Origin of the sequence: Paenibacillus sp. FSL R7-0345, assembly GCF_038595055.1 — a bacterium.
GTDB lineage: Bacteria > Bacillota > Bacilli > Paenibacillales > Paenibacillaceae > Paenibacillus_AQ.
The window spans coordinates 3,644,118-3,671,109 of the sequence record NZ_CP152002.1 but is presented as its reverse complement, the minus strand read 5'-3'; the positions used below and the strand labels follow the sequence as shown (position 1 = coordinate 3,671,109).

The following is a 26,992-nucleotide window of genomic DNA, read 5'->3' as shown; positions in this document are numbered from 1 at the left end:
TCTTCCTCTTATTTGTCATGAACCGCGCAGCGATTGGGACCGACTTCCATCTCCCGCTGCTCGTCTTCACTTGGTGTTATTTTTCCCATATTGGTCTGGCGGATTTCCTGATAAGCATTAGGCTGCGGAGGCAGATTTTCGGTGACTGTGCGGCGGAATTCTTCCTCCTGCTGAATGTTCAAGCCGGGATTATTCTGATACAGATCCGACAATTTGGCCATCACCCGGCCGCCTGCCCCCAGCTCCGTAACTTTACCGAAGTGTGCAGGAAGAACCATAAGATCCTGAGAAAGTTCCTTATAACGGCTATAGAGCGTATTGCGCAGATCGCCGACCCAATCTTCCGCCTTACCAGCCAGATCGGGGCGTCCGATCGACTCGATGAACAGGATATCGCCTGTCAGCAAATATTGATCGTCTACAATAAAAGAGGTGCTCCCGATCGTATGACCGGGCGAATATACCGGTTGAATCCGGATGGTCGTAGACCCTACGGAAATATCACGGCCTTCCTCAAGCTTCTCATAAGTGAAGGTGACTTCTGTTGCGTCTTTAGGCGGCAGCCAATACGTGGCGCCTGTTTGTTCCGCGAGTCTGCGTCCGCCGGAAATGTGGTCAGCATGCAGATGCGTATCGAGCGTATGTCTGATCACCGCTCCCTTCTCTTTCGCAAACTGTTCAAATACATCCGTCATCCGAAGGGTATCGATAACGGCAGCTTCCCCTTGGGATACGACCATGTAAGATAGGCAGCCTTTACCGATCCGGACAAACTGATACAAAGAGCCGCCGTTTTTCAATTCACCAATTTTCACCGGTTCCAAATGTTCGCTCCAAGCTTTCATACCGCCTTCCAGATAGTGCACATTCGTCCGGCCGGCCTCTACAATCTGATCGGCAACAAACTTGGAAGAACCCTCTTTTGCACAGACAACGAGGAGTTTTTTGCCATCCGGGATTTGATCAAGAGCTTCGTCTACTCCATCCAGAAGATCAAAGTAGGGGATATTGATGATATCCACGCTCTCGCCTTCAATTTTCCAATCCTTAAAATCACTTTCGTTACGCACATCCAAAATAAACAACTCTTCTTTAGCCAGAACGATCGTAGTCAATTCTTTGGCATTCATGCTTGAATCCTCCTTTGAATTAGAATGTCAGACTTACGTTAGCATCTTTGGCAAAATCCAGGAAAGTTACAGCCCCGCCTACTTCAATACCTTCGATAAAGTCCTCTTTCTTCAAATTCATAACATCCATCGTCATCTGACAGGCAATGATCTTCACACCAAGCTCCTGTGCCATCTCTACAAGCTGGGGAATCGATGGAATATTGGCATTCTTGAAGCCCTCTGCGAAGTGTTCGGCTCCCGCCGGGAGCGGCAGTTGATGATGCGCCTGCTTGTGAATAAGGTTCAGCCCTTCAAAAGTGAAGAAGATCGCAACTTCCGCATCGGTTGCCGCAGAAGCTGTTGCGATGTTAAAGACTTTATAAGCGTCAAACAAACCACCATTACTTGCAATAATCGCTACTTTTGTACTCATGTTAATAACCTCCGTGTAGTTTCATTTGTGGATCTGTATTAGATGTTTACTTCTCTGTATTTTCCATAGGACCCGTCCAACCCGACATTCCTGGCTCGACGTTCTTCACTTTTTTGAATCCCTTTTCGCTGAGCATACGGCAAGCCATATCACTGCGGTTTCCGGTCCGGCAGACAACATAAATTTCATCTTCCGTGTCCAACTCGTGAACACGATCCTCAAGCTCTCCGAGTGGGATCGAAATGGCTCCGGAGATTCGGTTGAACGAATATTCAGCAGGCTCCCGGACATCAATGACGGTAACCTTATCATTTGCTGTCAGTTTATTGGCTAAATCTTCATTGGAAATGATATGAGGATGCTTTTTTGCCTCTTTTACTTCAGTGGGTCTGGATTTACGGATGTAGTGTCGAAGCACCTCGCCTTCTTCTACTGTACCGAGATAATGATGGCCTGTATTCTTAGCCCAACCTTGAATGTCAGCAAGAGAACCTTTATCGGTGGCTTGGACTTCAATGACTTGTCCCGCCTCCAGCTGATCGATCGCCTTTTTGGTCTTTACAATAGGCATTGGACATGCGAGCCCTTTACAATCAAGGGTCATGTTTGTTTTAATTTCCGGCAATGTAGGCTCCTCCTTGTACTGGGTTATAGATTTAAGTGCAGTCTTGGTTAATCTGTCCTAAACCGGATGATAACTTTCGACTTTTGAAATAACGAACGCCGGCGATAATGATATGATTTCTATCACAATACCAATACCCCTATGGGTATATTACAATGTTGAATGTTTATTGTCAACATCTGTTCAAGTTTACATGGTTAACAAAATATTCCATACAAATCGGCAATAGTACCCTGGTCTTGTCCATTAGGAAATAGCTTGGTACATTTGCGCATCCACTGTGGAATTATCCAAATCTCTGTACAATATTGCTTGAGGTCACATTGATCAGGTGAAAATAAACGCTTCCCTTTAGCAGCATCAGCACTGGAAATTTTCTTTGTAAAATAGAACGAGACCCTTCCGGCTGGATATTGCCCAGCGGAAGAGTCTGCATTTTTCTGTTTACGCTTTTACTTAGCCAGATATTCGATGAACTTTATAAAGATAGTAGCTACTTCAGCGCGGGTGGCGGTGCCTTGGGGGTCAAAGAAGTTGTCCGGCTTGCCTGATACAATTCCGATGCCCCGCTGTGCCTGAACGGCCTTCAACGCCCATGAGCTGATCTCACTCTCGTCCGCGAAGGACTTAGATTGTATTTCAGGTATTTCATAGCCCTTGTACTTCATATAGTTGTACAGCATCACCAGCATCTGCTCGCGCGTTATCGGTGAATTGGGATCAAACAGGTCTGCGTTTATACCGTTGACTATGCCGCTTTCGGCCGCCCACTCGACAGCCGCCGAGTACCACTGACCGTCCGTCACGTCGCTAAAGCGGGAACTCGTGTAGCCGGAGCGGTTTACATTCTCAAGATTGGCCAGCGCCTGCACGTACATCGCACGTGTCATTGAGGTGCCCGGTGAGAACGTCGTGGACGTCGTGCCGTTGAAAAGAATGTATGTGTAAGCGGAGTTTACGTAGCTGTAGAACCAGTCGTTCATGTTGACATCCCTGAAAGGATTGCCCGACATCACTAGGAAGCCCAGCGGGGTGTCGTCATCGAACACAAGCTCCGTCCCCCCATGGATGTTCAGCGACATGCCGTTGTCTAATCCGGCACTCGCGCCGCCGTGTAGTGTCACTTTAGCGCTCTTGCATGCCGGAATGGTCACCTTACCGTTTGAGTCTATAGTCGTGCCTTCGGGTACCTCAATCTTCGTCCCGCCCTTGATCACAATCTCGCCACCGCCAGGCAGGGTGGTGTTTCCGTTCTTGTCCGTGACCGCGGGCTTATCCTTCGGTGTGTTCACTGTGTAGGTCGGCTTCGATGATCCGGTGTCTATCCCGGTTCCCGCACTGCCGGTATTCCCGGTGTTGCCGGTATTGCCACCAGAAGGATTGGGCACATTGGAAGTCGCCGGTATCGCCGTCGCACTCATCTCCGGACTGTCGCCCTTCGCGCTCACCGCAACGATTTTGAAGGTGTAGCTTTGGTCATTTTTCAGGCTCTTGAAGGTATATTGGGTCGCCTTCGCATCTAGAGTGACCGGGGTCACGTTGCCATACCAGACCTTGTAACCCAATATCGCGTTGCCACCATCGTCAGCCGGAGCAGTCCAACTCAATGTGACCTGTCCGTCGCCCGCCGTCGCCTTGAAGCTGCCTGGAGCACCGGGTACGTCCGTTTTTCTCTGCGCGAACATCCAATCAAAGACGTCAGTGTAGTCATTGTTCCAAGTCGGCAGGTTAGAGGACTGCGCCGTAGGTTTAAGGCTCCACTCCTTGCCGGAACCTACATTGGACAAGGTATCCGTGTAGCCTGAAATATTGTTCCACAGTACTGAAGCTTCCATCTCATGGCCGGACGGAATCCAATTGGTTCCATTAATTGGTGCTTCCGCCTTTGTCCATTGGTCATAAGGCCATACGAATATTTCATTTCTGTCGATGAACGTGTGCCGAGCGTTTTCCAATAGGGGCATAATATTCGCTATAAAAGTCTCCGCTCCTGTTTTTATAAATGGAGAATCAGTTGTGTTAACGAATGACCAGTATGGAAAGCTTTTAAGAGTTTCGGCTTGTTTCGCGTTGATTGAAGGTGGATAAGACATAGGCGCCGCGGCTGCGAGCAGCTCAGAATATGTCGTCAAGAATGTATTAGTATAAGCGGATCCCATAGAAAAGCCTGCCATGTAGATACGGTTGGGGTCCACAAGGCCCTTGCTTACCAGATCATCGATATAAGCCTTTAAGGTAGCAGCTGTTGCCTGAACGTTGTTTTGAGCTCGCAAAGCGATTATATGACTAGCGTATTTGGAGTTCGTCTCCATTTTCTTCATAAGTGCGATGGCTCCGTTGGCGGACCTGATGGGCGCGAAGGTATCCCCGTCCTGTGTACCGCCGCGGGTAGAACCGTGAGCGTAGATGTAAAGGGGAAGCCCTTTTACCGGGACACCGTTGCCGTCCTTATGAATATAGAGTCCATACTGCATCGCTTCCGCGTTGTCAATTTTGGGGCCAACTTCAAATTTGTCGATGATTTCATTGACGATATCTGACTGTGCGAATGACGACTTAACAATGGCAGCCTTGCCGTCAAGCTTGATATCGCCACTAGATACAATGTTGTAATTCTGGACGGTGGAATTGGATGCCTCCAAAGTGGACTGTCCGCCGGTTAATGTCCAAAATTCCAATTCTACTACGATATAGCGACCTTTGGTAAGTCCAGCTTGATAATCAGGGGAGTTCTGATTCACACCCTTATATCCTCTGGGTCTAGGTTCGTCATTGACGTATACTCTTTTGACGGTGCGTGTGCCTTGATATGCCGGAGTACCGTTCAGCAGAGTATTCCTCGCCGATACTGTAAACAGGTTTGAGCTAAGGTCGGTACCCACAGCTTCATTTCCCGCGCCCAGATCGATGATAACGGCTGTGGTAAATTCTCCGGTGGCAAAGTTATCGTTGTATACGATAAAGTTAAGTAACGTTGCGGCCGGATCGGGTTTGAACGTAACATGGATTACCTTGTCATCGGTGTTCACTTTTTCCAAGGTATAGGTATTGTCTGCAATCTCTACAGACGCACCATTTACAGTTACCGTATCCACTACATAACCGCTGATTGGAGTGAATGTAAAGGCCTGGCTTCCTCCGTCAGCTACCCGAATCAAGCCGGATGGGGAGATTGTGCCGTTTAATCCTGCCGTGGCGTTAACGGGGTGCCTGGACACCGCGGAGCCTCCAAACAGCAGCAAGCTATTCTTGAAACTGTCAGAACTGCCATAACCCGCGTCCGGTTGGCCTAAACCGGATACAACCTCATAACGATCATTCCCCGCACTAGTTGAGTTATTGATGTACACATCAAACGTAATCGGGGAATTGGTAGTGAATTCAACAGTTCTTCTAGGTATCTTTACTTCGGCGATATACCCGGTGTCCGTTCGTATAACCGAACCGTCGCGGCCCACAGCGGCTTGACCTGAGAAAATACCGCTTGCGCCAATACGCCACTGGTTTGAGCCTCCGCTTCCGTCGCCGACATAAAATTCCACGCTGTCGGTCATGTGCTCAGTGCCAGGCGTGTGACCGACGCACACATTCGGGTCGGTAACCACAACGCGTGCATAAAGGAAGTCCTCGTCCCAAAGTACTTTGGCTTTGCCGGTGGCCTTGGGGCCTACCTTCTGGTCGGGTGCGCTACTGTTGTTTATGTCAAACTCCACAGCTTGTTCCCACAGCTTGTCGTTAGTACCCAATACAGGTGAACCGTATCTGGCAACAGGCCGATCGTTTGCTTTGGTCTGCGCGAACATCCAATCAAAGACGTCAGTGTAGTCATTGTTCCAAGCCGGCAAGTTAGTGGACTGCGCTGTTGGCGCTATGCTCCAAGTCCCCATCGTTATCTCGTTGTAAAGAACCGCAGCTTCGACCTCGTGCGCTATATAATCAGCCAGGACAGGTGTATTGGCCGGATTCGGCCTCTGAGTCGGCTGATCAAATTGATTGTAAGGCCACGTGAGAGCCTCATTGCTCTCAAAGCGCGAAGCCCTTGCGTTGACCATTTTCGGCATATTTGTGTTTATGAAGGTATTGAGGTTAGTCTGGTATCCTCCAACGTTATACTCATTGATAAACATCCAATAGGCCAGGCTAGTGTGGGCGTAGTTGGCATTCGCGTTTGGTGAGCCGCTTACCGGAGACATAGGTGCGGCGGACGCGAAGAAGCCGGGATAAGCGTTGACTAAGCTGTTCGTATACTGACCGCCCCATGAGAAGCCCGCCGCGTAAATACGGTTAGGGTCTACTGCTCCGCTGGCAACCAGGTCGTCTATAACCTTCTTAACATTGGCTGTGGAGGGAGTGCTTGTGCCATTATAGGATAGATTCAGTATATGGCTGGCGTATTTCTTGGGATCTTTTTCCATTTTCTTCATCAGAGCGACCGCGCCGCTCGCGGATTTCATGGCCGCTTTTTGGTCAGTCGCAGCGCTTGTGCCGCCGCGTCCCATGCCGTGGGTATAGACATACAGCGGCAATCCTCGTGACACCTCACCGTTTTCATCCTTGTGAAGGTAGAGCGCTCGATTGACCGAATTGCCCGTAGGTGTTGTAAACTGGTCCAGGATCGGATTCACAACTTTTTCCTGTTCAAAAACCACGTAGTTAAGCGGATCCCCTTCAGTCAGTACGAGCTCGCCGTTTTGGACGACGCTGTAAACCTGTCTTGTTGAGTTCATGCTGCCATCCAGCGTTATATTGCCGCCGCTCTCTGAATAAAATTCAAACTCAACTACGATGTAACGGCCGCGTTCCAGTCCATCCTGATAATCCGGTGAACGGCTTACCGTCCCCAGATAGCCGCGTACCTTCGGTTCGTCATTGGCGTATACCCTTGTGATCTTGCGCGTCCCTTCAAAGGTTACTGAGTCGCCGTTCAGGGTCGTGTTCCTAGCCGAGACGGTAAACAAGTCCGGATTAAGCTTGGAGCCTTCCGCCGCCTTCCCCTCGCCTAAGTCGATGATGACAGCCGTCGTGTACTCCCCACGGGCGAAGTTGTCATTCCACACGATAAAGGGGAGCAAGCCCGCGGTCGAATCATTTTTGAATGTCACTTGAATGGTATGGTTAGCAACAACATTTGAAAAGGTATAAGAGCCATCATCGGATAGAGTTGCGTCCTCTCCGTCTACCTTTACGGTATCTACAATTTTGCCGTAATCGGGGATAACCTTAAAGGTTTCGTCTGAGCCGCTTGCTATTCTAAAAACATCGCCGGGTACGTTCGGCGTTATTCGTCCGCCCGATCCCGCCGTGGCGGTGATTGAAAATCTGTCGTCCGCTTCATTGGCAGCAATGAGATTCAGGCTGTTTGTAAAAGAAGCAGCGCTGTTATAAGCCGCGTCCGGAGTTCCGAAACAGGAAACGACTTCATAGCGGTCACCGCCCTTTTCCGTCGAGTTATTGATATAAACTTCGAAGGTAAACGGGCCTGCCTGCAGGTTCAAGGTTCTTTTAGGTATTCTCATCTCCACGATATATCCTGTGTCCGTGATCTCAGTCCACGCAGCTCTGCCAGGAGCGCTCTGCCCTGAAAACACGCCCGTCGAGCTGATGCGCCATTGATTTGCGCCTTGGTTCCCAGCGCCGAGATAAAACTCCAGGCTGTCGTACTGGTAATCATTGCCGGGTCCCTGATATAGATTGCTGTCCTCCACAACTACGCGGGCATACAGGTAGTCTTGGTCCCAAAGGATCCTGGCTGTGCCTGTGGCATGGGGTCTGGGATCGCCGGGCACAGTGCTTTTGTTGATGAGATGCTCCATTGTCAGAGCCCACAGCGGGTCGCCTGACCCGAGTTCGGGAGTTCCAAAAATGGCAGTCGGCGTTTCATTTGCCTGCAAGCTTGTAAGAGTTGTAGAACTGCTGTCGCCATTAAGTGCTTCTGTATACTCGTTGTTGTCAGTGGCGGCGGCAAAGCTGGTAGGCATTAGTGACGCCACCATTAGCAAGCAACAGAAGAACGCGAGCATTCTGCCAAATCGTTTTGACATCATTGAAAATCCTCCTTTTATTCGATCCGGTGCGCCCACGGCTTACCCACATCGTAATCGGACACATTGTCAATTTGATATACCCGACCACAAACCGGGACCATTCGTAAACACCAAGGCTCCATCAGCGTACATCATCGCAGTGGTTCATAACAGCGCTTTCATATTCTGCCTCCTCCGTAAATTTGTTGTTATTTCACCTCCAATTTTAGGGAAAAGGCTGCCTTTACTCCATTCAAAATTCGTGCATCCGCTTTCAAAATTCGAACATCCAGGCTTTTTTTCCGATTCATATAATGGATATAAAAAAGCAGCCGCTCCGGAAATCTGAGCAACTGCTATAACATAGGAATATATGTCACGATGGATTAACCCTTGATCGCACCGGCAATCATACTCTGCTGAACCTGTTTGTTAAGCAGTAAATAAATCAGAATCGTCGGGATCGTCGTTATCATCAGCCCCGCTCCAATAATTCCCCACTGTGTAATATAAGTTCCGACCATCGACATCATGCCCACCGTAAGCGTCTGATAAGACTCTTTATTGATAAAGGTCACAGCGAACATTAGCTCATTCCAGCAGGAAAGAAACGTAAAGATCGCGACTGTAGACACGGCAGGACGAACAAGCGGCAAGATGATGGAGAAAAAGGTCCGGTATATCCCGCAGCCGTCTATAACGGCCGCTTCCTCCAGTTCCCGGGGAACTCCTTTAAAAAAGCTTCCGAGAATAAACACCGCCATCGGGATCCCAAATGCGACATAAGGAATGATCAAAGCCCAATAGGTGTTGAGTAATCCTACATTCTTCAGAACCATAAACAATGGCAGCAAAGCTGCATGTATGGGTACCATCATCCCCAAAAGGATTATTGTCATGGTTATGTTGCTGAGCTTCCAGTTCATTCTCGTGATGGCGTAACCTGTCATGGCAGACAGGATCAGCACGAGGAGGATAGACACGGCGGTTACCAGTACGCTGTTGAAAAAATATGTTAAAATGTGCCCATCGGACAAGGCCTTAGTATAGTTGCTCCACAGAAAATGTTTGGGAAGTCCCGCTACATCTCCGCTGAATATCTCGCTATTATCTTTAAGTGAGAAAAAGGCGAGCCAGATGAGCGGATAAATTTGCGTAACCGCAACCAGGATTAACAACACTTGCAACAGTATTTTTCCAATAGATTTAGGCTTCTTCTGCAGCACTGCTTCAGCGGCACTCAATCTTCTCACCCCTATTCAGTCTTGAAAAATTTATTGATGATTAATGTGAAGAGCAGACACTCAGCAATAATGAACACGGAAATTGCACTGCCGTATCCATAGCGGAAAGCATCAAAGATAGATGTGTACATTAATGTGCTCGGCACTTCCGTAGTGAAGAAAGGGCCACCGCCTGTCAGTACATAAATCAGATCGAATACTTTAAATGCACCGATGACCGAGAAGACCAGACATACTTTAAGGATCGGTCTCATCAACGGTATGGTGATCAGAAAGGCAGTCCGCACACGGGAAGCCCCGTCAATCTTTGCCGCTTCAAAAATATCCGCGGATATCGACCTTGCTCCGGCATACATCAGCAGCATATGATAGCCGATATATTGCCAAAGCGTCGGAATAAACGAAGCGATAAGCGCTGTTTTCTTCTGGCCAAGCCAATCCTGTACCAGGTTGGAAAGACCTACACTCTCCAGCAGCGAGTTTAGAAGGCCGTAATCGGCATTATATATTTTGGACCAGAGTTGAGCGATAACTACTGTTGATATCAGAACGGGAATAAAATACACCGTACGGTAAAACCCTTCCCCTTTTACATTGGACGCCAGGATAAGGGCCAGGATTAGAGAGATGGGTAATTGAATAAAAATAGATGCGGCGGCGAACAGGAGCGAATTCCGGATGGAATGTAACGCCCGTGAATCCGTGAACATCTCAGCATAGTTATGAAGTCCGACATATACACCTTTTCCAATCCCATTCCAGTCAAGTAAGCTGTAGTAACTGGAGACGAATATCGGAACTAAGACAATGGCACTAAAGATAAGGAATGTAGGAAGAACAAATATAGCAATTGCGGTCTTATTGGAAAATACAGAGTTCATCGTCCTTCTCCTCTCAAAGATGTGGTCAGGGACTCATCCCTGACCACATCTTGTTTGCATTTATTTCATCATTAGAGGTTTAGTTCCGTCGGCTTAAGCTGTGCCATCTGTTTGCAGAATTCCTCTGGAGTGATGTCTCCTGCCAATAGCAGTGCAATTAAGTTTTTGTGAGACTCTGCGGAATCGGCAGGCAGAATATTATCCCACCAGGCAATAAATGAGGTTGCCGTTTTCATAATCTCTGCGCTGGACAGATCCAGCGAGGACAGGCTTGAGGTATCCAGCCCGTCAATGTTCCAGCTTGGAAGACCCGCACCGGCCAGATAGCCCTGTGTGCCAAGCTGTTCGCTTAGATACATCAGGAATTCAACGGTTTCTTTAGGATGCTTGGTGTTATTGCTGATATAGAAACCGTCTACCGCGCCACCGAATATTTCAGTGCCTTTACCTTTTCCATCTTCAAAAACCGGGAAAGGAATGACCTTTACTTTTCCTTTTACCGCCGAAGAAGGATCTTCGATACCGGCATTTACCCAGTTTGCCTGAACCATCATAGCTCCGCTCCCTGCATTAAATGCACCGAGCATTTCATCATAGCTCATGCTGAACATGCTGCTGTTAAAAGCGCCGGCCTTGGCCAGATCCTGCATTTTCGCTGCCGCAGCTACAAAGTCCGGCGAATTCCATTTTGTAGGATCTTTGAAGGCCTCCATCACTTGATCATTTCCTGCTTGGCGCATCGCAACGATATCGTACCAATACATGCCAGGCCAGCGGTCTTTTTCTCCGATGAGAGCCGGAGTGATTCCGGCTGCCTTTAATTTATCAATCGCATCAAGCAGCTCGGAATAGGTCGTCGGCAGCTTGGCTCCCGCTTTATCGAACAATTCAGTATTTACATAAAGATTCGCAATATGGGTGTAGACCGGAAGTGTGTAAATTTTACCGTCGTTCTCGATGGCTTCCGCCATACCCGGGCCCATTCTGGATTTAACGTCATCGGTCAAATAACTGGAGATCTCAAGGACATTACCGGATTTAATATAAGGCTCCATGAAGCTGCCTCCGCCCATGCCGTAAAAGATATCCGGCGATTCGCCCGCGGCAATAGAGGTCTTAATCTTTGTCTTGTATTGCTCGCCTGTTGTACCTGTCCGGTCAATCTGAATATCGGGATGCTCGGAATTCCATTTTTCAATGATTTGAGGTAATAATTTGGCCGAGGGATCCGTATTGCCAACAGATTGATCCCAAAGCGTCAATTTTATGGATCCGCTTTCATTTGATTTCGATTCATTTGAGGAATTAGATGAACAAGCAGCGATGCTACCTGCCATTCCTACAGCTAAAGCAATTCCCATCGTTCTTTTTAACAGCGTTTTCATTATCTGACCTCCCTATGAATATTCAATGTTTCTATATCAAATTCTAGGGAAATCCCCCGTGCAGCTCCATTCAAAATACGGGCATTTCCTTTTAAAATTCAAACATCATTTCTGCTGCTTCTATACTCGTTCATGGACCGGCCCAGATTTTTTTTGAATAATATGCTGAAATAATGCGGATCGATAATTCCTACCTGTTCTCCGATCTCATAGCCTTTCAAGTCCGTTCGCTTCAGAAGAGTCTCCGCCTTTTTCATGCGTATATTTGTTAGGTACTCAACAAAGGTCTGCCCGGTCTCCTTCTTCATCAGCCGTCCCAAGTGACCCGGACTTACGAAAAATGCGGCAGCCGTACTTGCAAGTCCCATTTCGGGATTGCTTATGTTATTTTTCAGATATTCCTTCACTTGGCTGATCAGATTGCCTTCTTTGGTTTGCTTTTTCGAATAGATAGCCATTGCGACATTAAGCACGTAGCTCTTGAGCGCTCCCGTTAATTCGGGAAGATGATCGGCGGTAAGGATGGAGACGAGGGTTTCATTAAAATCAGGTTCGTCCTCGATCTGTTGTTCAATAGCCGCACGCTGACATTCCCTGAATACATCCATTGCCGCCAAACGGAACTGCGACACACTGAAGAACGACATGCTAAAGATCTCTCTTAATACCTCAACCACCTGTTCAGCAGACCCGACACTGAGACCGAACTGAAGCTGCTGAAGGAGAGTCGCGTTGGACCGGTACTGCTGATTTCCATTCTCTACGATATCTTCGAAGCAAATCACCTGGTTTTTTCCGATGAAAGCCTGATAATACAGTGCACGGCAGGCTTCCTGATATCCCAAATTTGCCTCTTCAATGTGTTCATGTTTTTGCCCGATACCGATACTTACCGTACAGCCTCCCGATTCGGTCAGATTCGTGATTAACTCTTCGTAAGCTGCAGCCAGATTGGTATCCGGGTTCTGGTGTATCATGATAATCTGATTCCGGGTATCCGTAAAAATAATCACAAGGGGATTCTCTCTAAAGAACACTTCTATTTTCTTTGCGCATTCCATTCTTAGGAGAATCAGCTGCTCCTCGGTCTGCTTCGTTGAAGCTGGAGAAATTTCAATAGCGGCAATTTGAAGCGCTTCTGCACCAATACCTAAAGGCACTCCGAAATACGCTGCTTTTTCATGAATTTCTTCCCTTAAAAGCGTACCGTTTAACCAATGATATAGAAATTTCTCCTTGAGATATGGGAAATTCTGCTTAAGCTCTGCTTTCAGCTTCTCCAGTTCCTGTCCCCGTGTCCGTTCTTCATTTATTATCTGTCTTAGTTTATCGGTAACATGAAGCAACTCCGAAGCGTGGATCGGCTTTAATATAAAATCCGTTATTCCCAGCTTGATGCTTCTGCGGGCATATTCAAATTCGTCGTGACCGGTTACGACCACAATTTTAATATCGGGGTACCTTTTTAACACCCTTTCACTAAATTCAATACCATCAATAGAAGGCATATAGATGTCCGTAAATATGACATCCGGTTTATGCTCATCCACAAATTGAAGTGCTTCAACGGCATTAGAGGCTTCACCGATGATGGTCATGCCCTGCTTTCCCCAGTCAATACGCATTTTCATTAAATTCCGTATCAGATACTCATCATCAACAAGTAACACCTTTAATTCACCCATGCCGGATCCACCCCATTCGGTATATTTAATAGGATAGCAGTTCCTTTTCCCGGTTCGCTTTCGATATGAATACAGTCTTTATCACCATAAAAAATGCGTAAACGTTCCATCGTTCCCCAGAGGCCGAAGCTCTGATTCTGACCTTTTCTCTCCGTGTAGAGAATCTGTGCGATCTCTTCTTGCGACATTCCAATCCCGTCATCAGCAATCGTTATATTTACTTTATCGTTCGTACAACTCACGCTGATTCCTATCGTTCCCCGTGATCCCTTCGGCCGTATTCCGTGATAAAGGGAATTTTCGACTAGCGGCTGCAGCACAAGCTTAGGAATTGGATATTGGCAGCAGGTCTCTTCCACTTCGAAATGAACTTCAAAGACATCCGGATAACGCGTCTTCTGGATTTTTAAATAATTGCGGACAATTTCAACCTCTTCACCAACTGTAATAATCTCTCTTCCTTTGCTGACGCTCAGGCGGTAGTAACTCCCCAAAGCTTCAATCAGATCACAGACCTGTTCATTTAAACCGGACATTGCCAGTGAGGTAATGGAGTCCAGGGTGTTATATAGGAAATGGGGTTTGATCTGGGCTTGCAGCGTATTTAATTCCGCCTTGCGTAGCGTGCTCTGCTCTTCAATAATTCGCTTCAGCATTTGATCGATCTGTTCGATCATATCGTTATGTCCTTTGTATAATTGTTCGAATTCATAACTGTTTAGCTCCACATTTACTTTGCGGAGATTACCGCTTGGCGCTTTGTTCATGGAACGCAAAAGCTTGTGGATCGGTTTAATGATGCTGCGTGAGATGACGAAGGAGCTCACAAAGAATATGGTTCCATTGATCACAAGCAGAATCAGCGCCAACAGAACCAGTGATTTATTTTTGAAATCGACGGTTCCATATGAATTCACACTGATAAACTTCCAGTTGTAATTTCCGCCAGTCATATAAGAAACGGTATATTTTCGTGAGCCTGAGTTTAGGGTAAGCGACCCGGGGCGTCCCTGCCTGAACCTTTCATCAAGCTTGTCTTTATTGTCTGTCACGATCTGCTGAAGAACTGCCCCCTGTTGTCCCAAGGCGGGGTTCGCTACAATCATTTGATTGTTCTCATCCAAAATGGCAATCTCAAAGGAGTCTTCATTCAGTAGATCAGAGTAGGCCTGAACAAAGGAATCTGCCTTAATGTTCATGATTAAAACACCAAGCGAAGACGTGTTGTCGATATCGCGGATCAATCGGATCACGGATATAAAATTCTCATCGGCCGTTCCTTCGGAGAAGACTCCGCTCCCATTCAGTCTCAAGATATACCTTCCTTCCATTTGGACCACCTGTTGATACCATGGAGCATCCTTTACGTTCGCCTCTTTAAACGTCGGCATTTCCTGAGTCCCAACGGAAAAGCTATGACCAGTATTGTCAAAAATATAAACGGAATCAATCGTTGGAACTGCTTGCATGAGATTGTACAAATAGGCGCTAACCTTAGACTGGGTATCCAAATTAGCATATACATTCCCTTGCCTTAGCAGGTTTTGTAGATTATGATCGGAAAAAATCATTTTTGAATAGTTGTTAACGTTTCCAATCATTAAGTCAACATTGGTCTGTATAGACGTAATCGTCTGTAGCGAAGCCTCACTAATTTTCTTTTGTGCTGATTTCGAGGATATTTGGTTAAGCACCAAATAACTGAACCCTACGGTGAATAAGATCACTAGAAAATAGGCAAACGGGATTTTAAAAGACAGTTTCCTTATTTTACTGCGAAATAAAGACCTAATGCTCTTGATATGCAAGTTCACGGCTTGACCCTCCGATTTCATGATTGCTGTCTCTCCAGATTACTCCCTCCTATTTATGCAGAACTTCACATTTTTTTCAAGTATCAATCTTCAGTGTTGGTATCGAATGTTTATAGTTTCTTAATAGTTCAGAGGAAGATTTGGAAGAAGTAATCTGAGGTTTAATGGAACAGTCAGCAGAAATCGTTTATCGAAATGGGTTACCTTTGTGCTGCCGGAAACAACTTCTTATAAATGATGTAAATTGCGCCTAAAAAAATGCAATAAAAAAGGATAACAGGCAGCCAATAAGTCGATTTTGAAACTACAGACAGCCCCATATAAGCAAAGACAAACATCGTAGGAATCTTTCCTAAGATAGTAGCAACTACAAATGTTTTGAATGGAAGCTTATAGAGTCCTGCATATCCGTTAATAACGGCAGCCGGAACAAAAGGCAGCATCCTTCCAATCAGTACAAATAAAAATGCTCGATTACGAATCTGTGTATGCAAATAATTAAACTTGCTTATATTAGTCAGGATTCGTCCCTTCCCGGTAATGAAAATCATGTAGGTCATAATGGCTGCAATTGTCGAGGCAACTACACTCATGGCCCCTCCTACCCATAATCCGAACTTAATTCCCAGTATACCAGACACAATAGCGTAAGGAATTATAGGAACCATACCGATCATTGAGGCTACAGCCAGTATAGCTGGCCAGTTACCTGTATGCATACATTCCATCAGTTGTATCAGATCTTTCCTCCAAAGGATAACGATCATCAGGATCATTAAATATACAATACCGCCTGAAATTTTCTGGATTTTCATAAGCTCTTGTGCCCAACCTTCCGCAATATTTCAAGTTTTTGGAGCGTTGTCCTTCAGTGTATTTTAGCATTTGGATACAGGGGGTTCAATTTTCGAATTATGATTAAGAAGATTAACTTGCATCTCTAAACCGATCGGTATATACTAATACAAACGGTACAGAAAGTGAGGAAATGTAATGACTAACTTAACTCCCCCATTCACTCGTGAAACGGCAATTCAAAAAACCCGTATGGCAGAAGACAGCTGGAATAGCCGAGATCCGCAGCGCGTCTCACTTGTATATACTGAGGATTGTTATTGGAGAAACCGGAGTGAATTCATAACAGGCCGTCAAGAAATTGTCTCTTTACTAACTAGAAAATGGGCCAAAGAGCTGGACTATCGGCTTATCAAGGAACTCTGGTCATTTACGGATAACCGTATTGCTGTAAGATTCGCATATGAATGGCATGATGACAGCGGCAATTGGTTCAGATCGTATGGGAACGAGAATTGGGAATTCGCTGATGACGGCTTGATGAAACGCAGATTTGCTTCGATTAATGACATGCCGATTAAAGAAGAAGAACGCAAATTTCATTGGCCTCTCGGCACGCGTCCCGCTGATCATCCAAGCCTAAGCGAGTTAAACCTATGACTCGAACTGTTTTTGAAAAATCTGACGTAACTTCTCTCGTTACTGAGGTATTTCGTGAGCTGGGTTATGAGGGTGCATCCATGAGTAAAATAACAGCCCGGACACGTCTATCTAAAGGAAGCTTATATCATTTCTTCCCCGGAGGAAAAGATCAGATGGCCGCTGAAATTCTAGCTCATATTGATCAGTGGTTTATCAGTAACATTTATGAACCGCTCGAAAAGCATGACCCCCGGGCAGCCATTGATCATATGTGGCAAGAGGTCGATTCTTATTTTCAGTCGGGACAGCGTATCTGTCTTATTGGTGCATTTGCTTTAGACGAAACAAGGGATCGGTTTGCTATTGTTATTCGTCAGTATTTTATCAGATGGATTGAAGCATTAAGTGCGGCACTAGTCCGGACAGGCGTCTCCCAAGAAGCCGCTGACCAAATTTCAGAGGAAACGATTGCTGGTATTCAGGGGGGATTAATTCTGAGCAGAGCACTTCATGATGAATCCTTTTTTGAACGTACGTTGGCAAACCTGGCACAGCGAGTCTCGAAAACAATAGCAGATTTGCAGTAGTGATACTCTGACGGAAAGTTATTATCTATTTAATGTTCGTCAGTGATTCTAAGGGAGGTCACAATTATGAGTCATTTTGTCGTGGATCAGTTGGGATTTGTTCGCCGTCAGACCGTTGATTATGTGCGGAGCATAAGTGATTCTGAAGCGGAAGTCATTCCGGCAGGCTTGAAAAACAATATAATATGGAATCTAGGCCACATGTATGTTGTATTTGAGAAGTTTGCTTTCCAGCTTACCGGGGAAGAAACGAATTATCCTGCTAATTTTAGCACGTTGTTTAATCCGGGAACTAAACCTTCTGACTGGGATATAGAACCTCCAACGAAGTTTCAAATCATTAGCCTGTTAACTGAACAAATGGAAAGGGTTGAATCGGTGCTTTCAAGCAAATGGAAAGAGGAAATTAATCCCCACTATAAGTCGTCTACAGGAAATACCTATTCAACGGTAGAACAGTTACTGGGTTTTCTAATTTACCATGAGGCCATGCACTTTGCGACGATTAAGAATATCAGGAGCATAGTTAACAGTTTGGATTAAGTTTTATAATATACTCTCAATGAGTATGAATTTAAAGGAATTAACCAAAGCAATAAATCAGTAGTTGAAGACATTTCTCCCGTTCAAAAATACTGCACCGCAGACAAGTAATTGACAGATACTTATTAAATCAACAATGGGAGCAAGTTCTTGTCCATTTGCTCCCTTTTATCCTCGGGGATATCCTTCATAATCGTTTCGAAATAAGAATTCAAAACAGATATAATATGTTCATGGAGCATCTGCCCCTTTGGAGAAAGTGTCAATTTCATATAACGTCGGTTTTCCGGATCAGTTATCCGTTCAATCCATTCATTCTCGACAAGGAAAATGATGACGGGTTACATGCTCAGGAAAGCCTTCTGCTTTGTTGCCGGTATCTCTGTATCGACAATTTAATGCTTTATTTTCTCAGTCTAAAACTTAAATACACATTTTACATACGATCTCGAAGGATATTTTTTATCCGGAAATATTCTTTTTATGTAGTTTCTCCCCCGTTTTCTCCTGTTTCCCTCTCCCCCGAAGCCGAAACCCTAACCTATTATCATGCCTGAAGGAACATCAATGATCGCTTTTACAACTGCTAGGTCTATGCCCGCCCCACTGGTCATCCGGTTTCTAATTATCCGTATTGATTAACTGATTGAAAACATTGCTGATCCTTTAAATAATCCAGCAGCAGCCGGTTAAAGAGCTCAGGCTGGCACAAATGGCTTGGATACATTGCATCCTCCAGGACTGCGAGTTGGGCTTGAGGAGATCGAGAAGCCGTTTTTTTTACCTGTTCCAGTATCCAATTATTGCGGTCTCCAGATATATAAAGAGCAGGCATTTTTAATTCTAATAAATCTATACAATTAATGGTGTATCGGAGAGCCAGTCGCTGCTTAATTAATTCCGTGGTTCGTTGCTGAATAAGTTCCTTTTTCAAGATATGATAAGCTAACAGCCAGTTATTATAAGTGATTCTTAAAGAACGGATAAACATTTCTGCAGGAAGATAATGGGACGCCCATGCGATGATTTCTAGTGTATTCATCACTTTACTACCTAAAGCTGTTACATCACTATTAAAATAACTGTCAACAAGAATCAGATTTATTACTCTGCCGGGATAAAGTGAGGCATATTTGAGGGCAAGTACGGCTCCACTGGAGGAGGCTACAATTACTGCTCGATCAATAGATAAAGTTTCTATTAATTCCTTCAAATCTTCACATTGAGTATCTATAATCCGGCTAGTTTCGACATCCAGCTTACCTGATTTTCCGTTGCCTCTCAAATCAAATACAATAACTTTAGCACGTTTACTGAAATACTCTGTTTGCGGTGCAAATAGATGATGAGAGGTTGAATAATCATGGATAAAAACAATAGGAAGACCACTTCCATACATCTCGTAATAAATCATAGTTCCATTGACTTGAACATGTGGCATGTCAAATGCTCCTTTCATTGTTGATCGCCTGGATGACTCCATTCCTCTCAAATAATAAATAATCAGCGCGTTACTGCTGCAATAGCCTGTTCAAAGGTCCCTCTTATATGCTCAACAAGCTTATCAGTATCTTTAATGTCTATAGCGTGAATGTACAAAGTCTTACCGTCTCCTGAAATATCAAGGGTCAATGTCCCCGGTGTCAAACAGATTAGGCTAGATAAGAGCGTGACCTCCCAGGGTGTGGTTAATGAAGTTTCGTATGCAAAAATGCCGGGACGAATAGTTAATTTGGGTCGAAGAATGTGACTAATTACAACAAAATTCGAGAGAATTAACTCGCGTAAAAAAATGAGTAACAGCTTCACTATTGCCCAAAAGCGGAAAAGATAAAACGGCTTTTTCTGTGGGTTTGCTTTTCGGAACATTAATAAAAATGCTAGACCTAACAGATACCCTATTATAAAATTTGCGCTGGAACTGCTGTTGTTTATCGCCATCCAAAGAAAAGCGATTAACAGATTTAATAAACCTTGTAAAGCCACTTTATTCACTCCTTATTGTGTTTTAAACATAGGTCAGCAGATGCTCCAGTTTGTAAAAACACAGAAAGAGCCCGCTGTTGGCAGGCTCCTCCGGTTTAATACTTATTTTGTTGAATGAAATAGGCCTATAAATGAGACCGGATTCTTTATTTAAGCGAGTTGAAATCCTCCAAATTGCTATAGCCTATTATAAGCCGAATTCCTTTAAGCAGAAGTATACCATGGGGGTCATTAAGATAACATTAAGCATTCGTCAGAGACATTAAGATTGTATTAAGATTTTTTTTGGATGAATATTGTAAAAGATGGCGAAAGACCTCAAGTCTAATTAATTTCGTTGTTATCCGAATTATTTAAAAGTGTGATTCACGAATGCGGAGAAACATAGACTGAAATCCGCTACTCGACATATGAGGATACTGCAAACAAAGCTTATTATATCCCCTGACAATCTGGTAATGAAGCGGATGCTCTACGGGAATTCCCAGCTTTGTTTTAATTACGTCACTAACGCCTTGTTTACGGATAGCTTCCTGAAGAACAACGGCTTCCTGATCCTTGGTATCATCGAAGAAAAGCGCATTAGAAATGGCAAGAACCAGATATGTCGTCTCCAAGCCCAATTCATTAGCAAGCATAGCGGGTTTAACCAGTCTTTCTGATGGGGAAAGCTTGCGAAGCGGGGAACGGGCTACACGATTAACGGTGTCTGTAAAGTTAGGATTTGAAAAACGGCCCATCATTTTCTGTATATACTTTTCATGAGCTTCTGGTTCAAATCCATACAGGTGAATTAACAAGCTTCCAGTCTCACGCAGAACCCCTTGAACCCGGGATCTGATACCCGGATCTGACATGGCCTCCTTAATACTGTGATAACCTTCCATGTATCCAAAGTAAGCTGCACTGCAATGACCGGTGTTTACGGTAAAAAGCTTGCGCTCGAGGTAGGGATCCAGTGAATCCACATAATGTGCGCCTTTAATTTCGTTATAATCACCTATCATATCACTGCGGGGAATGACCCATTCACTGAATGGCTCTACTAGAATTTCAAGTGGATCTTTATTTTTTTGAACGGGGACGATCCGGTCAACCATCACATTAGGAAAAGCGACAAAACGATCTGCAAGCTCCTTACAGGATTGCTTCAAATGCCGGTAAACAGCCTCCTTCAATTGCTGACTGCTTTTTATTCCGTTCTCACAGGCAAATACATGAAGCGGTTTGGATTGCTCACCGTTGCTCAATCTCAGCTCAATTCCCCGCGCAAGTGTACTGGCGATATCTTTTAAAGCCGTTATCCCCACTGCTGTAGTCACGATTTCGGCCTTAGCGATTTCCTTCGCTACCTCTGCAGTGTCCCCCAGATTGACCGCAGTCACGTTATCGACAATATAACGGTCCCGATTCTCATTGGCAAATGTAATAGAATACTGGCCCCGTCCTTGCAGCTGGGTTATTTTGCTTGTGTTTCTCCCGACAAAACAAACTCTGTACCCTGAGTTAGACAGCATGGGTCCGATAAACCCTCTGCCAATATTGCCTGCCCCAAAATGAACGGCTCTCAATACGTTGTCCCCCTTGGAATGAATTTAGATTGTAAAGGTTAATTAATTGCTGAAGTAGCTCCGGGAAGTTGCCTGCTCAAAATCCAGCTGGCTTAGACATTCTATTTTGGAAGATGCGTCATCAAACTCCAGGAATGAGGTAATAGCATTCGGGATAATTACGCAGTTCATACCAGCTGCTGCCGCTGCCCTCGCACCATTCGGTGAATCTTCAATGGCAACGGCCTCTTCTGGAGCAATATTCAGATACGCTAAGGTTTGATTATAGAGTTCAGGGTCAGGCTTCACGTTTTTAACATGATCAGAAGTCCGGATGCATTCAAAATAATCGCTAATCCCCAGTTGATCCAGGTATCTGCCGACCCATTCCATGGATGAGCTTGAAGCTAACCCCATGCGCAGTCCGGCATCCTTTGCAGAATCAAGATAATGCTGAATCCCCGGACGCATCTCTTCGAGCTCCATCAGCTTGCTATGTCTCAGCTGAACATCCGTTCTAAATTTATCTTTGTCAATATCCAGCTTCAGATCCGTTATGAGATATTCATACGGGTTAAAGCTGTTCAAACTCGTGCCAATACAGGTTGAATACTTCTCAAGAGTCAATTCCACTCCATGTTCTTCATAGGCCTCACTAAAAGCAGTGTACCAGGCAGTCTCTGTGTCGATAATAGTTCCGTCGAAGTCAAAAATAATACCCTTGATCAAATCAATCATCTCCTCAGGCTTAATTGGGTTGGTTTGGTCAAAATAGCTCACGCAAGAAAGAATAATACGCCACAAAAAGTTTGTTTTGTTTGCGTTTGTCTAGAAAAACCATAACAAAGGCTTTTAGATTACGTCAAGCACGTCAGCTAACATATCACGTAATGATTGCGGTTACATTGATGAAGAGACAAGCCTATAACCAGTGCTGTTTTTTGGATGTACTCTTCGGCTGCCCACTTTGGAAATATAACCCTAATCCCTTGATGCAACAGGTTTTCATGCTGGCATTTACAACATTTACCTGTGTGGTTAGCTCTCCTCTCCTTCCTCTCTTTTTTACGAGCAAAAAAAAAAATCAACCCCTTCAGATATCTGGGTTGAACGTTTCGTTTACAATATGCAATTGTAAGATCTTCAGTAAAGCCTTTTGACTTCTGAAAGCTTCATGGGTATAATGCAATTACGCTTAATTTCCGGTTCTTCAGCCGGAAAGCGGGGGAACCAGTTTATTGGGGCGAATCATTCCACAGGAGTGTAGGGTACCATCTTACCCGAGTCCGTCAGCTAACCTCGTCAGCAGTGGATGGGTCTGCCTTATGTACTTTAATTAACCAGAGACCCTTGCTAAGGGTCTCTTTTTGTGTTCTTTTGACCCGCCTGCTATTGAAACTGGCTGATATTTGCAGCTTGCCCCAAAGACTTATTAACAACAGGAACATTGTGGTCCCCCGTTAGAATAGTCAGATAATCTCCTGCTCTTAATATTAAATCGCCGTAAGGAATCATATCCTGTGAACCGCGTTTGACCGAAACAATCAGACATTGGGCTGGCCATGAGAACTCTTTGATAGAGAGGCCATCAAGGAGAGCGCCGTGATGAATGGGAATTTCCAGAATAATCTTTGACGAAGATTCCGAAGATTCAGGTGAGCGTGTTCCTCTGCCCTGGTGCAGGAAACGCTCAAGAAGCACCTCGTAAACAGGATAAGAGCGGAATAACTCTGCTGTCATGTATGCCGCCAGACAAACCACGCCAGTGGAGAGTAAATTGGTAAATGAGCCTGTCATTTCGGTAATTAGAATAATTCCTGTGATCGGAGCTTTTAAGCTGGCAGTGAGCAATCCGGCCATGGCCAAGATCAGAAAACTGCTTTCACTAAGTACAGGCGCCCCAATCAGACCATTCATCAGTTTGCTGTATATTACACCGATTAATGCGCCAATTACCAGCATCGGCAGGAATATGCCGCCAGGAGCAGACGACCCGTAGCTAAACATAGTGAATAAGAATTTGATTGCCAGGATAATGAGCAGAAACTTTATTTGAAATGCACCGGCTACCAGATCATTGACCAGATTGTTCCCGCCCCCAAGAACTGAAGGCAGGAATAACCCGACAATGCCAGCCATCACAAAAGGAATGACCGGTCTGTAATGAGCAGGCAGCCATGTTATTTTCCGGTACAAATCCTGAAAGGCATATATGCCTTTATTAAACCCGATTCCTGCTGCACCTACGATAAACCCTAAGAGGATCAAATGGAAATACTGACTAAGCGGAATCGCGCCAATACTGGAAAAGTGAAAAACCGGATTCAGTCCAAAAAACTCTTTCGATACAAAATCGGCCATAAGTGAGGAAGCCAGCGCGGCAATCATGACCAGAGGAGAAAAGTTCATATGCACTTCCTCTAATGCAAATATCACGCCCGCAATAGGTGCATTAAATGCCGCGGCCAGTCCTGCGCTTGCTCCACAGGTAATCAGCATATGTTCTTCTGTTTTTGTTCTTCGCATTAACCTGCTGAAGCCTTGGGCCACCAATGCGCCAATCTGAATGGAGGGGCCTTCTCTTCCGAGGGATAATCCCGCGCCGATACTAACGGTTCCTCCAATGAATTTGGCAGATACTGCTTTCCACCAGTTCACCTCTAATTTATTCTGGAGTACTGCTTTAACTTGAGGAATCCCGCTACCGGAAATCGCAGGCTGTTTTTTTACAAGCATACCCGTTGCCCATCCGGATACAATCAGAACGATGAACCACAAGGGTATGATCCATAAATGATTAAGCTGATAACGATAAAAAATAAGTACCTGTTCCAGTACATACTCCAGGACAAACCGGAAAAACACGACGACTACACCGGACAGCACGCCTACAGCTATTCCGCCGGCCAGCAGCCGGAACTTAAAATCAAACCAGATGTTCAGCGATTTCCGGGTATCATTTTCATTCAATTGCAGGACCTTCTTTGCTAATTTTTTGACACGGTTACTATCTTACAGCTTTCATAAAGACTTTTCCATAACATTATCCCCGGTCAATTTCATTTTCTTCACCAGCGGTTTGATGGACAGCCCTTGAACCAGAAGGGAAAACAGGACAATACTGAAGGTTAAGACCAGAATATCCTCCCTGCCTTCAAAAGTTGCAGGCAGACTTAATGCGAGTGCAATGGAGAGACTTCCCTTCAATCCGCCCCAGTTCAATACAACTTTCCAAGAGGCCGGGAAATTCTTCAGAAAGCTAAGACTGGCATACAATGCGAGAGTCCGTCCTGCCAGCACAATAAGAATCGAAGCTATAATAAGCAGCCATTTATCGGTAAAGTTAATATTTCTGATCTCAAGTCCAATCATCAGGAAGATCAATGAGTTAGCTACCAGGGTGATGACATCCCAAAAAGAATTGATATTTACCTTGGTAGTCTCTGACATGCCTATCCGCGAACCGTAATTCCCAAAGATCAGTCCACTTACCGCGACAGCAATAACTCCGGATACATGAAAATGTTCTGCTATAAAGTAACTCCCGAAGAACAGCAGCATGGAGAAGCCGATTTCCAACGGATAATCATCATACAGACGGATTAATTGCGAGAACAAATAGCCCATTACCGCTCCGATAAGGATACCGCCTAAAGAAAATTTCAGGAACAGTAAAATGCCGCTGCCAACCCCTGCCCAGCCCATTTCCATATAAGACAACAGGTATACCGAAGATATTTGAAATAGTACTACAGCAATTCCATCATTAAAAAGAGATTCTCCTTCAATAATAGTAACAATGTTCTTCGGGACACCCAAAGATTTAAAAATCGAAATCACACTAATAGGGTCTGTCGCACTCATCAGCGCAGCAAAAGTAAAAGAAACAATAAGCGGAAGGCCGAGTCCCCAATAAACAGCCAGGCCGATGATGAGAAATGACAGCAGAGTTCCTCCAAAAGCTAAGGCCAGCACCGGCTTATGTTGTTCCCGGAGATGAGCGAAAGGAAGCTTTAGGGTGGCATCCCCCAAGAGGATCGGCAGGAATAAGGAGATGATTATGGCCTGAAATACATGCGATTGGGTGATAAAAGCCTCTGCTTCCACCAAAACAGGAACATGTAAAAATCCCAGCAGAAGCCCTACCACTACAAGCGCGATGGAATAGGGCTGATTCCATTTTTTCGCAATTGCAATGACCGCCATGGATATGGCAAGCAGAATTAAAATCTGAATAAATACATCATTAAAATGATTCATAGTACACCCCTTATTTCAATTTTAAGCTTCGTATCTGTATCATGCAGCTTAATCTGCCCGCTTTTCAAAGGCTTTGATCATTATATACAGCAGTGAATGAATAGTCGCTATTTAGGCGATTTCGCAGCAGATGTCCCCTTATTCATTACCCGTCCTCCCTGTCGCTATTCAATAACCCATTATCCATGAGTTTATCATTACCAAAAAGCACAAATAGAGCCCGATGTTGGCAGGCTTCTTCTGTTTATTGCTTAAATAATAGGCGTAAGAGGTGGATATTAAGACGAGATATAACCAGAATCGCTTCTTCCCGCACTAACTTTATTGGTTTAAGATATATCTGTGAACACAAGATGGGGAGGCGGATCATGTCGAGATTATCTAAGTTATTTCAGTTAAAGAATGGATCAAGAATAGAATATACCCTTGTTGGATCAGGGAAGCCGATATTGCTTTTTCATGGAGGACACTCTGATTGCCACGAGGAGCTTGGATACAGTAATCTATTGGAACAAGGCTACAGTATCCTTACTCCCTCTCGGGCAGGCTACGGAAAGACAAGCAAGGAGTTGGGACCCTCTCTGGATTCAGTTTGTGAAGCTTATTATCAATTATTGAATGCTCTCCAAATCAGCAAGGTCCATGTCATAGCTGTGTCTGCCGGCGGCCCAACCGGTATTACATTTGCTGCGAAGTATCCAACACGTGTCAGCAGTCTCATACTCCAGTCTGCAGTAGCCCAAAAGTGGCACGATCAAAATGACACAACCTATAAAGCAGCCCGAATACTATTTCATCCTTCCAGAGAAAAATACACATGGAGACTGCTTTCTTATCTCAGTGGCCGCGTTCCTAAAGTTGTCGTGAAGCAAATGCTCCCATCCTTCAGCAAACTTCCGGCTGCTGAAATTATGCTTCAATGGAATGAAGATGACATCGACCAATTTTCTGCCATGATTCAGCGTCAGCGTTCACATCATGGCTTCATGTTTGACCTAAGGCAAACGGCCTCTTCTCTTGTACCTGAAATGAAAAGCATTTTATGTCCAACCTTAATCATGCACAGCAAATATGATAATGCTGTTTTACCTGAGCATGCATATGCTGCAAAATATCATATCTCAGGGTCACAACTTTGTCTTCTTGAAAGCTGGGGACATCTAATCTGGCTGGGAAGAGGAGCAGATTCTGTTCATAAGAAGTTGAATTCATTCCTGACTACTGTAGATTCGTAACCTCATACTTGCTTTATCATTCATCCATCATATTTTATGCTAAGGCTGCTGTCTTTATATGAGGATCGTAATATGACTTTCGTCAGCATATTAAGACTGCGATAAGATTTACTGACCGACTATAATAGAGAACATAAAGGGTTAGTCATGGTTGTAGCATGCAGCGGTGTGATAACGAGGCAAAACGGAATG

Annotated in this window: 20 protein-coding genes and 1 riboswitch; of the genes, 4 read left to right on the top strand and 16 right to left on the bottom strand. The window is 44.9% G+C overall.

The genetic code is table 11. The features are described 5' to 3' along the window. Positions 1–8 precede the first annotated feature (8 nt). The 10 genes from NST84_RS15525 to NST84_RS15480 form a co-directional block, all read right to left on the bottom strand. Positions 9–1,130: an MBL fold metallo-hydrolase gene (locus NST84_RS15525; RefSeq protein WP_342561091.1), complete on the bottom strand. Its 1,122-nt coding sequence runs from the start codon at positions 1,128–1,130 to the stop codon at positions 9–11. A gap of 19 nt (positions 1,131–1,149) precedes the next feature. Next, positions 1,150–1,545: a DsrE/DsrF/DrsH-like family protein gene (locus NST84_RS15520; RefSeq protein ID WP_038696162.1), complete on the bottom strand. Its 396-nt coding sequence runs from the start codon at positions 1,543–1,545 to the stop codon at positions 1,150–1,152. 46 nt (positions 1,546–1,591) lie between these two features. After that, positions 1,592–2,149 carry a sulfurtransferase TusA family protein gene (locus NST84_RS15515; protein ID WP_342566447.1) on the bottom strand — a complete coding sequence of 186 codons (558 nt, stop codon included), beginning with the start codon at positions 2,147–2,149 and terminating at the stop codon, positions 1,592–1,594. Positions 2,150–2,622: 473 nt separating this feature from the next. Beyond that, complete coding sequence (locus NST84_RS15510) at positions 2,623–8,214, bottom strand: sugar-binding protein (protein WP_342561090.1); 5,592 nt, start codon at positions 8,212–8,214, stop codon at positions 2,623–2,625. Between the two features lie 365 nt (positions 8,215–8,579). Further along, on the bottom strand, positions 8,580–9,446 hold the full coding sequence (locus NST84_RS15505) for a carbohydrate ABC transporter permease (RefSeq protein ID WP_342561089.1): 867 nt from the start codon (positions 9,444–9,446) through the stop codon (positions 8,580–8,582). A 2-nt stretch (positions 9,447–9,448) separates the two neighbouring features. Further along, positions 9,449–10,318, bottom strand: a complete 870-nt coding sequence (locus NST84_RS15500; protein ID WP_342561088.1) for a sugar ABC transporter permease — start codon at positions 10,316–10,318, stop codon at positions 9,449–9,451. A gap of 71 nt (positions 10,319–10,389) precedes the next feature. Then, positions 10,390–11,703, bottom strand: a complete 1,314-nt coding sequence (locus NST84_RS15495) for an extracellular solute-binding protein (protein ID WP_342561087.1) — start codon at positions 11,701–11,703, stop codon at positions 10,390–10,392. A 98-nt stretch (positions 11,704–11,801) separates the two neighbouring features. Beyond that, the gene (locus NST84_RS15490) at positions 11,802–13,388 is read right to left on the bottom strand and encodes a response regulator (RefSeq protein ID WP_342561086.1); all 1,587 of its coding nucleotides are present in this window, start codon (positions 13,386–13,388) and stop codon (positions 11,802–11,804) included. Then, positions 13,376–15,202 (bottom strand): sensor histidine kinase, encoded by a 1,827-nt coding sequence (locus NST84_RS15485; RefSeq protein ID WP_342561085.1) that lies wholly within the window; start codon positions 15,200–15,202, stop codon positions 13,376–13,378. Before NST84_RS15485 ends, NST84_RS15490 begins: the two co-directional genes overlap by 13 nt. A gap of 200 nt (positions 15,203–15,402) precedes the next feature. After that, the gene (locus NST84_RS15480) at positions 15,403–16,017 is read right to left on the bottom strand and encodes a VTT domain-containing protein (protein WP_342561084.1); all 615 of its coding nucleotides are present in this window, start codon (positions 16,015–16,017) and stop codon (positions 15,403–15,405) included. Positions 16,018–16,195: 178 nt separating this feature from the next. On the opposite strand from NST84_RS15480, the gene NST84_RS15475 reads away from it, so the two are divergent. The 3 genes from NST84_RS15475 (at position 16,196) to NST84_RS15465 (ending at position 17,769) form a co-directional block, all read left to right on the top strand. Beyond that, positions 16,196–16,657 carry a nuclear transport factor 2 family protein gene (locus NST84_RS15475; RefSeq protein WP_068724138.1) on the top strand — a complete coding sequence of 154 codons (462 nt, stop codon included), beginning with the start codon at positions 16,196–16,198 and terminating at the stop codon, positions 16,655–16,657. Beyond that, positions 16,654–17,226 (top strand): TetR/AcrR family transcriptional regulator, encoded by a 573-nt coding sequence (locus tag NST84_RS15470; RefSeq protein ID WP_342561083.1) that lies wholly within the window; start codon positions 16,654–16,656, stop codon positions 17,224–17,226. The genes NST84_RS15475 and NST84_RS15470 overlap by 4 nt, the downstream gene beginning before the upstream one ends. A 66-nt stretch (positions 17,227–17,292) precedes the next feature. Further along, positions 17,293–17,769, top strand: a complete 477-nt coding sequence (locus NST84_RS15465; protein WP_342561082.1) for a DinB family protein — start codon at positions 17,293–17,295, stop codon at positions 17,767–17,769. 625 nt (positions 17,770–18,394) lie between these two features. Here NST84_RS15465 and NST84_RS15460 read toward each other — a convergent pair. The 6 genes from NST84_RS15460 to NST84_RS15435 all read right to left on the bottom strand — a co-directional run bounded on the left by NST84_RS15460 (position 18,395) and on the right by NST84_RS15435 (position 25,565). Beyond that, complete coding sequence (locus NST84_RS15460; protein ID WP_342561081.1) at positions 18,395–19,210, bottom strand: alpha/beta hydrolase; 816 nt, start codon at positions 19,208–19,210, stop codon at positions 18,395–18,397. A gap of 62 nt (positions 19,211–19,272) precedes the next feature. Continuing rightward, positions 19,273–19,755, bottom strand: coding sequence for a Na+/H+ antiporter subunit E (locus NST84_RS15455; RefSeq protein ID WP_342561080.1), 483 nt, complete (start codon positions 19,753–19,755; stop codon positions 19,273–19,275). A 353-nt stretch (positions 19,756–20,108) separates the two neighbouring features. Continuing rightward, entirely contained in the window at positions 20,109–21,326 is a 1,218-nt protein-coding gene (locus NST84_RS15450; RefSeq protein ID WP_342561079.1) for a mannitol-1-phosphate 5-dehydrogenase, read from the bottom strand. 42 nt (positions 21,327–21,368) lie between these two features. Beyond that, positions 21,369–22,034 (bottom strand): HAD-IA family hydrolase, encoded by a 666-nt coding sequence (locus NST84_RS15445; protein WP_342561078.1) that lies wholly within the window; start codon positions 22,032–22,034, stop codon positions 21,369–21,371. 453 nt (positions 22,035–22,487) lie between these two features. Further along, a riboswitch (cyclic di-AMP (ydaO/yuaA leader) is annotated at positions 22,488–22,626 on the top strand. A 68-nt stretch (positions 22,627–22,694) separates the two neighbouring features. Next, complete coding sequence (locus NST84_RS15440; protein ID WP_342561077.1) at positions 22,695–24,275, bottom strand: ClC family H(+)/Cl(-) exchange transporter; 1,581 nt, start codon at positions 24,273–24,275, stop codon at positions 22,695–22,697. A 51-nt stretch (positions 24,276–24,326) separates the two neighbouring features. Beyond that, positions 24,327–25,565: a cation:proton antiporter gene (locus NST84_RS15435; RefSeq protein ID WP_342561076.1), complete on the bottom strand. Its 1,239-nt coding sequence runs from the start codon at positions 25,563–25,565 to the stop codon at positions 24,327–24,329. Between the two features lie 368 nt (positions 25,566–25,933). Here NST84_RS15435 and NST84_RS15430 point away from each other — a divergent pair, with 368 nt between their 5' ends. Continuing rightward, positions 25,934–26,800, top strand: a complete 867-nt coding sequence (locus NST84_RS15430) for an alpha/beta hydrolase (protein WP_342561075.1) — start codon at positions 25,934–25,936, stop codon at positions 26,798–26,800. The last annotated feature ends 192 nt before the right edge of the window (positions 26,801–26,992 follow it).